The organism is Modicisalibacter radicis, assembly GCF_900961225.1.
Lineage (GTDB): Bacteria > Pseudomonadota > Gammaproteobacteria > Pseudomonadales > Halomonadaceae > Modicisalibacter.
Window position 1 is genome coordinate 129,906 of the sequence record NZ_CAAHFN010000131.1, and the last position, 12,743, is coordinate 142,648.

Annotated in this window: 10 protein-coding genes; 6 read left to right on the plus strand and 4 right to left on the minus strand. The window is 63.8% G+C overall.

The window, feature by feature from the left end; translation table 11 throughout:
- The first annotated feature begins 433 nt into the window (after positions 1-433).
- Positions 434-1,174 (plus strand): TSUP family transporter, encoded by a 741-nt coding sequence (locus tag HR9077_RS20725; RefSeq protein ID WP_136069192.1) that lies wholly within the window; start codon positions 434-436, stop codon positions 1,172-1,174.
- A 14-nt stretch (positions 1,175-1,188) separates the two neighbouring features.
- On the opposite strand, the gene HR9077_RS20730 is transcribed toward HR9077_RS20725, so the two are convergent.
- Entirely contained in the window at positions 1,189-2,115 is a 927-nt protein-coding gene (locus HR9077_RS20730) for an AraC family transcriptional regulator (protein WP_136069193.1), read from the minus strand.
- Positions 2,116-2,298: 183 nt separating this feature from the next.
- On the opposite strand from HR9077_RS20730, the gene HR9077_RS20735 reads away from it, so the two are divergent.
- Positions 2,299-3,357 (plus strand): NAD(P)-dependent alcohol dehydrogenase, encoded by a 1,059-nt coding sequence (locus tag HR9077_RS20735; protein WP_136069194.1) that lies wholly within the window; start codon positions 2,299-2,301, stop codon positions 3,355-3,357.
- 440 nt (positions 3,358-3,797) lie between these two features.
- Complete coding sequence (locus tag HR9077_RS20740) at positions 3,798-5,270, plus strand: DASS family sodium-coupled anion symporter (protein ID WP_136069195.1); 1,473 nt, start codon at positions 3,798-3,800, stop codon at positions 5,268-5,270.
- A gap of 18 nt (positions 5,271-5,288) precedes the next feature.
- Here the strand turns inward: HR9077_RS20740 and HR9077_RS20745 are convergent, their stop codons facing one another.
- Positions 5,289-7,973: a DUF2339 domain-containing protein gene (locus HR9077_RS20745; protein WP_136069196.1), complete on the minus strand. Its 2,685-nt coding sequence runs from the start codon at positions 7,971-7,973 to the stop codon at positions 5,289-5,291.
- Positions 7,974-8,278: 305 nt separating this feature from the next.
- Here HR9077_RS20745 and HR9077_RS20750 point away from each other — a divergent pair, with 305 nt between their 5' ends.
- Positions 8,279-8,566, plus strand: a complete 288-nt coding sequence (locus tag HR9077_RS20750) for a phosphatidate cytidylyltransferase (protein ID WP_136069197.1) — start codon at positions 8,279-8,281, stop codon at positions 8,564-8,566.
- 162 nt (positions 8,567-8,728) lie between these two features.
- Positions 8,729-9,043: a 1-acyl-sn-glycerol-3-phosphate acyltransferase gene (locus tag HR9077_RS20755; RefSeq protein WP_136069198.1), complete on the plus strand. Its 315-nt coding sequence runs from the start codon at positions 8,729-8,731 to the stop codon at positions 9,041-9,043.
- Between the two features lie 480 nt (positions 9,044-9,523).
- Here the strand turns inward: HR9077_RS20755 and HR9077_RS20760 are convergent, their stop codons facing one another.
- The gene (locus HR9077_RS20760) at positions 9,524-10,336 is read right to left on the minus strand and encodes an acyl-CoA thioesterase (protein WP_136069199.1); all 813 of its coding nucleotides are present in this window, start codon (positions 10,334-10,336) and stop codon (positions 9,524-9,526) included.
- Positions 10,337-10,406: 70 nt separating this feature from the next.
- Here HR9077_RS20760 and tadA point away from each other — a divergent pair, with 70 nt between their 5' ends.
- Entirely contained in the window at positions 10,407-10,949 is a 543-nt protein-coding gene (gene tadA / locus HR9077_RS20765) for a tRNA adenosine(34) deaminase TadA (protein WP_136069200.1), read from the plus strand.
- A 6-nt stretch (positions 10,950-10,955) separates the two neighbouring features.
- Here tadA and HR9077_RS20770 read toward each other — a convergent pair whose 3' ends face one another.
- Positions 10,956-12,662: a hypothetical protein gene (locus HR9077_RS20770; RefSeq protein WP_136069201.1), complete on the minus strand. Its 1,707-nt coding sequence runs from the start codon at positions 12,660-12,662 to the stop codon at positions 10,956-10,958.
- Between the last annotated feature and the right edge of the window lie 81 nt (positions 12,663-12,743).

A 12,743-nucleotide genomic window follows, 5' to 3' on the forward strand; every position in this document is an offset into this window, starting at 1 on the left:
TCACCGACAGCCGAGGCCCCGGCCCGGGAAGATGTCGTCTGGCAGTTATCGTTGGAACCGATTAGGGGTACAGGGTCTATCAAGGCTCTTTTCATCCGCGTGGCGATGCAGTAGCCGAACCGACGCGCCGGTCGCGTCCATGTGCAGTCAAGCAATTACCGTATCCGCCCGCCTGTCGCGGGGCAAAGCCTTTCTTCCGCTTGCAAGGCTTGCAGTAAACGCTACTCCGGCCCACGGGTACGGGCCGGGCCGAGGGCGTCACGTCGCCTTGTCGGATCTCGCATGGGCCAGGCCGCGACAGGGGGGCCCCGGAGGACGGTGCTTGGTTTCACGCCGGGCGTGCCGGGCAGCGAGGGTTGCCCGACCTCTGTGCGGAACTATGCGAAAATGGACTGTCGCAACTTCTTCGCAACTACTCGCTGGCCTGATTATCGTGTCCTTGCTCATTGCCCCGGCGTTCTTCGCCGTCGTCTTCCTGACCTCCCTGCTGTCCGGCATCTTCGGTATGGCCGGTGGACTGATTCTGCTGTGGTTCTTGCTGCTGGCTTTGCCGGCGAGCGTGGCGATCGTCGTCCACGGGGTCATCCAGCTGTGCGCGAACGCCTCCCGGGCGTGGTTCTCGCGGCACTACATCGATGCGCGGATCGTCGCCATCATCGCCTCGGGCGGGGCGTTGTCGGCGGTCATGCTGGCGTTGATCGGCTATCACCCCAATACGATGATCGTCTCGCTGTTGCTCGGCGTGATGCCGATCCTGGTGTGGATCCCCAAGGCCTGGTTCCATTTCGACGCGGCGCGACCGGGCCACGCCTTCTGCTGCGGCATCGTCGCCGGCGGGTTGACCATCGCCGCCGGCGTCTCGGGGCCGACCATCGATCTATTCTTCATTCGCACCGCCATGGACCGGCGCCAGATCGTCGCCACCAAGGCGGCGGTGCAGGTGATCTCGCATGCCATCAAGATCGTCTTCTACGCCGGCTCGGCGCTTGCCCTGAGCGGCGGGCAATGGGGCATGGTGGCGCTGGCGGTGCCGTTCGCGATTCTCGGCACGCGCTCGGGCAACGCCGTCCTGCGTCGCTTGACCGATGCCAACTTCCGCTACTGGACGCGCTGGATCGTCACCGTGATCGGCGGTTTCTATTTCCTGCAGGGGCTTTGGTTTCTGCTGGCCTGAACGAGCAGGGGAGCCTAGCCGGGGCGTTCGTTGGCTGGGCTGTTGCCGAAATAGCGCTTGTAGTCGCGGCTGAACTGAGACGGACTCTGGTAGCCCACCGCGGCGGCGGTGAGATTGACGTTATGGATGCGCTGCCCCAATAGTACGCGGGCCTTGAGCAAGCGCAGGCGCTTCAGGTACTGCATGGGCGCGAGCTGGGTGGTTCGCTTGAAGTGATGGTGGAAATGCGACGCGCTCATGTTGACCTCGTCCGCCAGCCGCTCCACGGAAACCGGCTCGGCATAATGGCGGTGCAGATAGGCCAGGGCATCGGCAATGCGCGAATACTTGCCGGCGTCCTGAAGCAGTTGCCACAGCGCGTCACTCTGTGGTCCGCGCAGTGCCTCGAACAGCACTTCGCGAACCCGCCCCGGCCCCAGCGCTTCGCAGCACAGGGGATCATGCAGGCACTCCAGCAGGCGCAGCACGGCATTGCCCATAGAGGCGCTCATGGGCACGGCCGCCATGGGCACCGGCGATCTGGCCGGTGGCGTCATGCGCCGCGCCTGCATGGTGCGAACCAGTTCATCGAGCACGAGCCGGTCGATGCCAATCGACACGCCTAGCAGGGGCTGGTCGGGAGACACGAGTGTCTCGCACTCGAAGGGCAGTGGCAGGGCCTGGATCAGGTAGTTGCCGGCACCATAGTGAATGACACGATCTTCCAGATAGCCGATTTTTCGGCCCTGGGCGATCACGATCAGGCTGGGGTCGTAAATCAAGGGTGTGCGCGGCTGGCTGCACTGCATGGCCACGACCTGTACATCGGGCAAGGCAGTGGAAATGAAGCCTTCGCCGGTGGCCAGCGGGGCAATCAGGCCAGCCATGCGTTGGCCCAGGTCATCCGGTTCCTGGGGTGTATCACAGAGAGCGGCGCCGGTCGGTGCAAGCAGCGTGTCCATGAGCTGGCCTCGTAGCGTGAAATAGTCCTGATCGTACGATTGTGCATGAAAAATCCCGCCTTGGGCGGCAGATGTTCGACGGTTGCAGAGAATCGGGCAGAAATGACGCAGGATCCGGCATGGTCGGGAACGCCAGGGATCGTCACACTGCATGGCGTTATTCGTATGGACAAGGAGTCCCGCATGTCACAAGCCAAGGGTTACGCCGCCCACGATGCCACATCGCCTCTGGTGCCCTGGTCGTTCGAGCGCCGCGAGCCGCGCCCCGACGACGTCGCCATCGATATTCTCTACTGCGGTGTCTGTCACAGCGATCTGCACTTCGCCAAGGACGACTGGGGGATAGCCGCCTATCCCGTGGTACCCGGCCACGAGATCGTCGGCCGCGTCACCGGCGTGGGTAGCGAAGTCGGCAACTTCAAGGAGGGCGACCTGGTCGGCGTGGGTTGCATGGTCGATTCCTGCCGTCACTGCCAGGCCTGCAACGACGGCCTCGAGCAGTACTGTGCCGAGGGCTTCGTCATGACCTACGGCAGCCCGGATCGCCACGACGGCAGCCTCACCCAGGGCGGATATTCCGACAAGGTGACGGTCAGCGAGCGCTTCGTGCTGCGCATGCCCGAGGGGATCGATCTCAAGTCGGCCGCGCCGCTGCTGTGTGCCGGCATCACCACCTATTCGCCGCTCAAGCACTACGGCGTCAGGCCGGGCCACAAGGTCGGGGTGATCGGCATGGGCGGCCTGGGCCACATGGGCGTCAAGCTGGCCAAGGCCCTGGGGGCCGAGGTGACCCTGTTCACCCGCTCGCAGAGCAAGGTCGACGAGGCCAAGAGCAATGGCGCCGATCACGTGGTGGTCTCCACCGACGACGCGCAGATGGCGGCGGTCGCCGAGACCTTCGACTTCATGCTCGATACCGTGCCGGTGCAGCACGACGTCAATCCCTACCTGCAGGCGCTGAAGTACGACGGCACGCATATCCTGGTCGGCCAGCTGCAGCCGCTGGAGCCCGCGGTGATGGGTGCCAACCTGATCTTCCGCCGCCGCGTGCTGGCCGGCTCGTTGATCGGCGGCATCGCCGAGACCCAGGAGGTGCTCGACTTCTGCGCCGAGAAGGGGATCACCTGCGATGTCGAGATGATCGACATCAAGGATATCAACACCGCCTGGGAGCGCATGCAGAAGGGCGACGTGCGCTATCGGTTCGTGATCGACATGGCCTCGCTCAAAGACGCCGGCTGATTCCGGCGCTTCCGTGATGCTCCAAGCCGGCGCCCTCTTCGGGGTGCCGGCTTTATCATTACGCTTTGTCTGAAAAATGTCTGCGCCCGCCCATACGGCGTTAAAAATCGACTGGTACGCCAGCCCGGTCAAAATGCTCATTTACGACTTGTAAACTCCGCTTTTTCGTCAATTTTTGCCTTGTCTGGCCATCGCTCGCCGATTTTTCTGACAGAGCTTGATTCCCCGTGACATCGTTGTCGCCGGCGTCGTCACTGCACAGTTGGCGCGCCTGGCCGAGGCGCTCATCTCCAGAGGGTATTCAGGTAGTTGAGTGTCCACGGGAACTGTCCCAGATCATTTACAGTCCTGGCCGTCGGCACATAGTCTGAAAGGGCTCCCACCTGACCCAGGCCATTGGAATGGGTTGGCACACCTGCCCAAACCGGTAAGGACTGTTCGTGAAACCGACTGCGAAAAGTGATTTCCGCCTGATTCCCGCTCTCATCGCGATCGCCATCGGTATTGCGATCGGGTTCATCCCCACACCAGAGGGTGTGTCCTCCCAGGGCTGGTTGATGTTGGCCATCTTCGTGGCGACCATTGCCGCCATCATTGGCAAGGCCATGCCCATCGGGGCTGTGTCGATTGTGGCGATCACGGTGGTGGCTGTCAGTGGTGTCACCAGTGATAACTCCGGCACCGCCATTCGTGACGCACTGGGCAGTTTCAGCAATTCGCTGATCTGGCTGATCGCCGTGGCCATCATGATTGCCCGGGGCCTGATCAAGACCGGCCTGGGCGAGCGTATCGGTTACTACTTCATTGCGCTGTTCGGCAAGCGGACGCTGGGTATCGGCTATGGCCTGGCGCTGTCAGAACTGGTGATTGCGCCGGTCACGCCCAGCAATACCGCACGCGGCGGCGCGATTATCCATCCGATCATGCTGTCCATCGCCAAGAGTTTCGGCTGCACGCCGGACAACGACAACACCAGCCGGATCGGCAAATACCTGGCGCTGGTGAACTACCATTCCAACCCGATTACCTCGGCGATGTTCATTACCGCCACAGCGCCCAACCCGTTGACGGTGAAGCTGATTGCCGATGCCACCGGGGGCGACATCAGCCTTAGCTGGACCACCTGGGCCCTGGCCATGCTGCTGCCGGGCCTGGTGGCCATTGCGCTCATGCCGCTGGTGCTTTATCTGATGTACCCGCCGGAGATCAAATCCACGCCGGATGCCGTCAACTTCGCCCGCGAGCGGCTGGATAGTCTGGGCAAGCTGACCCGGGACGAGGGCATCATGCTTGGCGTGTTTCTGGTGCTGCTGTTGCTGTGGGCGGATGTGCCGGCCTGGATCCTGGGTGATGCCTTCAAGCTGAATTCCACCACCACCGCGTTTGTCGGCCTGTCCATTCTGCTGGTGACCGGGGTCCTGAACTGGAAGGATGTGCTCGCTGAAAAGAGTGCCTGGGATACCCTGGTGTGGTTTGGCGCGCTGGTCATGATGGCCACCCAACTGAACACGCTGGGAGTGATTGACTGGTTCTCCGGAGCCATTCAGCAGGGTATTGTCAGCACCGGTCTTGGCTGGCCGGCTTCCACCGCCCTTCTGGTGCTGGTGTTCCTCTATTCCCATTACTTTTTTGCCAGCACCACCGCGCACATCACCGCGATGATGGGGGCATTCCTGGTGGTCGGCCTTGGCCTGGGCGCACCGCCGATGGCATTTGTGCTGATGATGGCGGCCACGTCCTCCATCATGATGACACTCACCCACTACGCCACCGGCACGTCACCGGTGATCTTCGGCTCCGGTTACGTGGGGCTGGGCGAATGGTGGAAGGCCGGCTTCGTGATGAGCCTGGTGAACCTCCTGATCTGGGTGGTTGTCGGTGGCCTGTGGTGGAAAATCCTGGGCTACTGGTAATAACCGCAGCCCCCTGGATTACTCCACCCCGCCCTCCAACCGGGCCGGGGCGGGTTGCAGGCCTTTCCGGATGATCTGGTGAATATAGGCCAGGCCCAGCAGGCAAAGCCCCAGCCCCATAAACGAGGCGACACGCCACAGGCCGGTCACATCAGACATATCAAACAGGAAGATATTGGCGATCACCAGCATCAGCAACAGCATCGCCGCCTTGTAAAGCGGCTGTGTCTGGAACCGGATGCCGGCGATGGTGCCGGCGACGGCCAACAGCAGCCAAGCCATGGAATAGGTGTAGTGTTCGCCATCGCTAATGACGTTGTTGATGCTCAGTTGTCCCTGCCACAGGTGATGGATCTCAATGGACACAAAATACAGCAGTGCGGCCCCGGTGGTGGCGCCGGCAATTTTGCGGAGCCGGCCTTCAAGCAGGAAATAACTGATGGCGGCAAGAGCCACCGGTAGCCCATAGGCAAGCAACAGGCTATTGAAGATGGGCGTGGAGGCAATTGCCGCGGGTTCCCAGAGCGGGTTCTTGAACAGCAACAGGGCGCCGGCATAGGTCAGGGCTGCGGCGGCGAGCAAAAGGTGCGCACAGACCCGGTAGTAGTTCTGAAAGTGTTGGGCCGCCCTTGCCCGGTACAGGTACACGTTGCCGATCAATCCCCAGGCAGCCATATTGAGGGCCGCTTCCAGATAGCTGTAGGTGTGGCGGAAAATATCGCCATCATACAACTGGTAACGGGTTTCATAGATCAGTGTCAGCGCCAGCAGGTGCAGGCCTGCACCCTGCAACCATGGGCGCAACGGATCCTCCGGCCGGGTGAAGTAGGCCGCCACCCAGACCACCAGGGCGGAGCCCCCGCACACCCACAGGCTCCAGTGGAAATCCGTGGGATAGCTCAGCAGCCAGGGATTCATGGTCAGCCGCACAATGACGACACCCAGCACGATTTTCACGAGGTACGGCAGCACCGGCAGAGTGAACCTCTGGTGGAGCCGCGACAGCGTGACCACCTGAAGGGCCAGCGCCAGGGTGAGGGTCGCTTCCCGCAGGACCATGACGGCCGCCAGTGAATAGGCCAGATGGGCACTGATGACCAGCGCCGCAGTGACCGACACTGGCACCTCTTTGCTCGCCTGCCGGTTTGCGATCGAGAGATAGCCGGCGCCCAACAACAGCATGGCAGCAGCCCACTGCCAGTGTGTGTCCATGTCCGTCAGCGCGATGTAGGCAATGGAGAGGGCTGTCACCGGCGCCAGAAACGCCAGGGATGACCAGTAGCCTTTGTGCTTGCTGACTTTTATGTTCCAAAGAGCCCCGGGGCTGAACAGGCCGACCAGAACGGCGAGGGCGCCGGCGAATTGGCTGGCTTCACTCGCGGACAGTTGGCGCACATGTACGCCAATATCCAGGCTCAGGGCGCAGAGCAGTATGCCGATGGCCGTTGCCGCAAACGTCGGCCAGGCGATCAGGCTGAACCCGGGATTATGACGGCAGATCCAGAGAATGAGTGCCGGCAGGATCGACAGGGCGATCACCGGGGATGGCTCAGACACCGCGATGGATAGACCGGAGGCGGCAACGAAGGTTGCCAGCGTATAGACGTTCCGGGTGAGGCTGGAAAAGAACATGTTCTGGTGGCAACACGCCATCAGGGGTGGCTCTTCGTCCGCCTGGCTATTCACCAGGCGCCAGTCCGAGTCGGGGATCGCCAGGAAACCGTAGGCAACCAGCGCCAAATAGACCAGCTGTATTGAGTGGCCGACAGATGAGGTGAGTGACAGGGCCCACCAGCCGGCTGCGCCCGCCATGATGCCCAGCCAGAGCCAGTGACGATAGACATAACGCAGCAGTGCCAGTGACGAGCCGGTGATCACCAGGCTGTAGATCAAGGCCCCGAGCATGTTCTGGCTGCCGGTGTCGACCAGTATCGGAACCACATAACCGCCGAGCATGCCGAGGGTCGCCAGTACCGGGCCGTGGATGAGTGACAGCCCCATGGTCACCAGGGACACCACCAGCAACAGACTGAAGACCAGCCCGGCAGGCCACAGTTGGTAAAGGTGGAGGGCCGCCAGCAGGGCTGCGTACAGAATAATGCTCGCGCCGCCCGCCAACGCGGCCAGCACGTCGTTGTACTGGTCCAGTTGGCGCCGCTTCCACAGCGCCACACCATGAAAAGCCAGGCCGAACAGGATCGCCAGTGCAATGCGAGTGGTCGGGCCCAGCAGTCCGGCTTCAATGGAGTACCTGACCAGGAAAATGCCAGACAGGCCGACACTGACGCCACCCAGCCACACCATCCAGTTTTCCTTCAGGTGTGCCAGCCAGGGTGCGTAATTCGCGAGGGGGTCAGTGTTGCCGGCACCTGTCTTCCCGGTGTCGGGCTCATGCCCGGAATAAACTGGCTTTTCGGCAGCAGGTTGTGGTGGTACCGGAGGTGGCTCGGGGGGTGGACGTTGTCCCGCCTGAACGTCGCTGACTGTCGTTTCCGGGGACAACGAATTGCCGGCCGGTTGCTCGAGTGACGTCGGTTTCGGCCGGTCGGGAACGGCATTGCGCTCAGGCCTGTTCAACTGCTCCTGCAAAGCCGTAATCTGAACGCGCAGTTCACGTTGTTGAAAAAAGGCGATCCACCCCAGAATCGCCCCCGATATTACTATGCCAAATAGAACAAGGGCAAAGATAATAACCCCTCCCATGGCCACACTCCCTGTCAGTCGGGCAAGCAGTGTACCGAAAGTTACAGTGTGGTGTGTATGTCAGTAAGGAACGGCCCCGGCTTATGAGGAAGGTCGAGCCCGTTGGTTTAACCGGATTGCGGGAGGGCTGTTTGTGTTGGTACGCGTACTGTTGCCCAATACGATCAGGGCCAATGGATAGCAATGAAACTTGTGGCTCCTGAATTCGGGCAATAAGTGCAGCACCGGGGGTAAACAGGCTGACCAGAACGGCGGGCTTTATCGTCAGTTCCCTGTTATCTCTGTCTTGCCGGCGAGGGGCGAGGATGTTTGAGATCGCGCCCCACGTCGGGACGGTGGTCATCGTGGTGCTGGTGCTGTGCGTCGCCAGCCTGTCGCGTGTGTGGCTCCGTCAGCGCTATCCGCAGCGCGACTGGCTGGAACTCAAGCAGCGCATCCGCTCCTGGTGGTGGATGATCGGCCTGTTGTTCGTCGTTCTGTTGTTGAATCGCGAAGCAGGTATCGTCTTCTTCGCCTGCCTCAGCTACCTGGCGCTCAAGGAGTTCTTCTCGATCGTGCCGAAGCGCCAGGTGGATCGCCGCGTGCTGTTCTGAGCCTATCTGGCGATCCCCGTGCAGTACCCGTGGATATGGCAGGCGTGGTACGGCATGTTCAGCATCTTCGTGCCGGTCTACGTTTTCTTGTTTCTGCCGGTACGCATGCTGTTGCTCGGCGACAGTTAGGGGGTCATCCGCGCGGCGGGGGTGATCCACTGGATGGTGATGCTGGCGATCTACTGCATCGGTTACTTGGCGGCTCTGCTGGCGCTGCCGGTACTCAACCCGGCGGCGGATTATTTTCTCGCCAACCGCTGGCTGGCCTGGTTTTCGACCCAGGGCCTCGACATCATTCCGGTCCACCGCGATGGCCGTGGCGACCGGTGCGATCCGCTGGCCGACTGCCGTGCGACGCTGGCGGCGGGCGATATCGTGATCCTGTTCCCGGAGGGAAGTCGAGGCCGGCCCGAAGCGATGCAGCCGTTGAAAAAGGCGTCTTTCATCTGCTCAAGGAGAGCCCCGAGATACCGCTGACGCCTGTCATGCTACGCGGCCTGGGGCGGGCCCTGCCAAAGGGCGAGGCGCTGCTGGTGCCGCGCAATTGCGATGTCGCCGTGGGCGAGGCGATGCATGTCGGCAGCGACAGTGCCGCTTGCATGGCCTCGCTCGAAGCGGCGTTCGAGACACTCAGCAGTGCCGGGGCAGTGCCTGGCTGGACGAATGGCACTAGCCGAGCTTGGTGGCCCCGATATCGAGGATGCGTTGCGGATCGGGGTTAGGGAAACACTGCATAAATGGCTGCGCAGGCAAATCACTTTGTTGTGCGGTGCTGGTGCGCCAGCCCGGGCGGAATCCTCACCTATACCCCATAGGCTCCGGTTCCTGTGCTCCGTACGCCTCGTGCTTTACACTGCTCGCCGATTTATTCAGCGCTTCCTTAGTCGCCTCTACGGTCGGGCGAGCAGGCCAGCGAGGATCACGGGCACCACGGAAATCCCCCTTTCATGGACTGGATCACGACGTCTTGAGCCGGGTCAGCCCTTCCTGGGCCGACGAGGCGACCAGATAGCCCTCGCGGTCGTAGATGCTGCCCCGGGCGAAGCCGCGGCCGCCACCGGCCCAGGGGCTGTCCATGGCGTAGAGCAGCCAGTCGTTGATGCGCACGTCGCGGTGGAACCACAGCGCGTGGTCGAGGCTGGCGATGCGCAGTCGCGGGTCGCCGAACCAGGTGCCATGGGAGATCAGGCTGGTGGTCAGCAGGTTGAAATCCGAGCTGTAGGCGAGCAGGTAGCGATGCAGGGTGGCGTCGTCGGGCAGCTCGCCGGAGAGCCGGAACCACAGGCGCTTTTTCGGCGTGCCGTTCTCGCTGTCGTCGGGCAGGTGCAGGAACTCGATGGGATGCCCGGCGAAGCGTTCGGGCCTGGCGCCCTCGGCGATCAGCTCATCGGGTGTGGCCACCGACGGGCGCGTCGGCTGATGGTGGAAGCCGGACTCTTCGACATGGAAGGAGGCGCTGCAGAAGAAGATCGTCTTGCCGTGCTGGATCGCGCTGACCCGGCGCGTGGCGAAGCTGCCGCCGTCGCGGACCCGGTCGACCTGGTAGATCACCGGATGATGGGGGTCGCCGGCGAGCAGGAAATAGCCGTGCAGGGAGTGGACGCGGCGTGCCGGATCGACCGTCTGGCTGGCCGCCGAGAGCGCCTGGCCGAGTACCTGGCCACCGAACAGCTGCGGAAAGCCCAGATCCTGGCTGTGGCCGCGGAACAGATTCTCCTCGAGGGTTTCCATGCCCAGCAGCTGGACCAGGCCATCGAGTGCTTGAGTCATGCGTTGTCTCCCTACGTATGGGCTGCACATGTAGTATGGGCGGCTCGACAGGATACCCGAGACACCCGTCATGCGCAGCGACAGCTACTACATGCATCGCGCCCTCGATCAGGCACGCGCCGCGCAGGCCGCCGGTGAAGTGCCGGTGGGCGCGGTGGTGGTCGATGACTCGGGCGAGATCGTCGGGCGTGGCTACAATGCCCCGGTAGGCGGCCACGACCCCAGTGCTCATGCCGAGATCCGCGCGCTGCGCGACGCCGCCGAGCGGTTTGCCAACTATCGTCTCGATGGCTGCACGCTCTACGTGACCCTCGAGCCATGCATGATGTGCGCCGGAGCGATCATCCACGCACGCCTGGCGCGGGTCGTCTACGCCGCTGCCGAGCCGCGCACGGGGATGGTCGAGTCGCGTGCCAACCTGTTCGCCCAGCCGTGGTTCAATCACCAGGTGACGGTGGAGGGCGGGCTGTTGGCCTCACAGTCGAAACGTCTGCTGCAGGCGTTCTTCGCCGAGCGGCGGGAAGGCGCACTGACCGGCGAGCGGGGCGTGGCGGGGAAGGGCGCGGGCGACGGGTGTCGCGAGAATCCCGAGCGCCAGGGGCGCTCGGGGTAGGCGGGGTTACTGCTTCCAGTCGATGCGGCTGTCGACGACCAGGCCGGCCTCTTCCATGCGCATGCGCATCACGACGCTGTCGATCCGCTCGAACTGCGCGCGCATGTCGGCGAGCTGCTCCTCGAGCGCCGCGGCGTCGTTGCCCGCGAGGCCGCCGAAGGCATCGGCCAGCTTCAGCCACTTGGCGTACATGTCGCCGGAGAGCTTGAGGTGCATCAGCTCGCCGGCCTCGCCGTCCTGGCCCTGCAGCAGTGTCTCGAGCGTCGCCTGTTCGCCCTCGCCCGTCGCCACGCCGAGCGCCTTGTCGGTCATCGCCAGCCAGGCCGGCGCACCGCCCAGCATCGCGGTGAGCTGCGGTGGCAGCGGGGTCGGTTCGCCATTGCTGGGAACCGCCAGCGTGGCTAGCCCGGGCAAGGTGGTCTGGCCGATCGCCAGCAGCCCGCTGGGGTCGCTGGATGCCACCAGCAGCGCGCCCTTGATCGTGGGCTGGCCGCCCTGTTCGGGCATCGCGAAGTCGTCGATGACCAGGCGCGCGCCGCGCAGGCTACCGAACGGCGGCATGGCCAGCATGTTGGCCTGACGGCCGAGTTCGTCCAGATCGTCGTTGAGCTCGGCGAAGGCCGGGCAGCCGAACGGCGCGCTGCGCACGTGCTGGACCTGCTGGGTCAGCAGCTCGCGCAGGTCGTTCATGGGCAGCGCAAGGGCCAGGTCGAAGGGCGCTTCCAGGGAATCGGCGCCCAGCCCCGGGACCGGCGACACCAGCGAGGCGAACGGCGCGGTGATGTCCTCGGCCAACGCCACGTCGAAGCGCTGTTCGATGCGTTCGGCGTCGAGGGTGGTGTAGCCGGTGCTCAACTGCGGCATGCGCGCTGCCAGGCGTGATGCATCCTCGCGGCAGCTCGCCGGGACCGGCGGGGGCGCCTGGCCCTCGGCCTGTTCGGCGAACGCGCGGAAGGCCTTGATCATCGGGTCATCGCTGCCGGTGAGCAGGGTCGCCAGGCGCGTCGTGTCGAGATAGCCCAGGCCGTAGGGCAGGTAGCCCTTGGCGTCGGCCAGCTCGCTGAGCCGCTGGGTGTCCTGCACGCTGTTCTCCGGCAGGGCGTCACCGACCAGGCCCTGCAGGGTGGCGTCGTCCAGCTCGCTGGGCGCCAGCGCCAGCACCGCCTGGCCGCCATTGACGGCGCTCAACAATTGCAGGGGCACCTCGCCGAAGCGCATGCGACGATACTCCAGTTCGCCTCGGCTTTGTTCCTCGAGGGGCTGTCCGGAAGCCTCGGCGAGACGCTCGAGGAAAGCCCGATAACGCTCGGCATCGCTCACGCTCAGGCGCAGCACCGGGCTCAGGCCGTGGCCGTAGAGGGCGCTCAGGCCGCCCAGGTCGACGCCGACCTGCTCGGCGACCTGCTGATAGCTCGACTTGCCGGCGAGCTCATCGGCGAGCGCCTCGAGCACGTTGGCCAGCGCTTCGGCGTCGTCGTTGCCGCGCAGTTCCTCGGCGAGCTGGCGCAGTTCGCTGCGCTGGCTCGCCAGCGAGGCGTTCGACGAGGCCATGGCGGCTTCGAGGGTCTTCTCGTCGGCCGTTTCGAGGCTGGCGAAGAGGAACGGCGTATCGGCCGGCACGTGGGCCAGCGGCGCGTCTGCCGGGTCCTGGCCGCAACCGGCCAGCAATGCGCTGCCGGCCACCACGGAGGCGAGTAGGGTACGTCGTAGCATGGTCTTCCCTTGCATTCATGAATGATCCCCGGCGCTCGGGCCGGATGGTGTCGGGATCGAAGCGACTCGAGCGGGCACGCG

Bases quoted from the DNA above. Each gene is read 5' to 3' on its own strand.
- HR9077_RS20730 (WP_136069193.1), bottom strand. From the start codon at position 2,115: ATGGACACGCTGCTTGCACCGACCGGCGCCGCTCTCTGTGATACACCC.
- HR9077_RS20735 (WP_136069194.1), top strand. From the start codon at position 2,299: ATGTCACAAGCCAAGGGTTACGCCGCCCACGATGCCACATCGCCTCTG.
- HR9077_RS20745 (WP_136069196.1), bottom strand. From the start codon at position 7,973: ATGGGAGGGGTTATTATCTTTGCCCTTGTTCTATTTGGCATAGTAATA.
- HR9077_RS20750 (WP_136069197.1), top strand. From the start codon at position 8,279: ATGTTTGAGATCGCGCCCCACGTCGGGACGGTGGTCATCGTGGTGCTG.
- HR9077_RS20755 (WP_136069198.1), top strand. From the start codon at position 8,729: ATGGTGATGCTGGCGATCTACTGCATCGGTTACTTGGCGGCTCTGCTG.
- HR9077_RS20760 (WP_136069199.1), bottom strand. From the start codon at position 10,336: ATGACTCAAGCACTCGATGGCCTGGTCCAGCTGCTGGGCATGGAAACC.
- tadA (WP_136069200.1), top strand. From the start codon at position 10,407: ATGCGCAGCGACAGCTACTACATGCATCGCGCCCTCGATCAGGCACGC.
- HR9077_RS20770 (WP_136069201.1), bottom strand. From the start codon at position 12,662: ATGCTACGACGTACCCTACTCGCCTCCGTGGTGGCCGGCAGCGCATTG.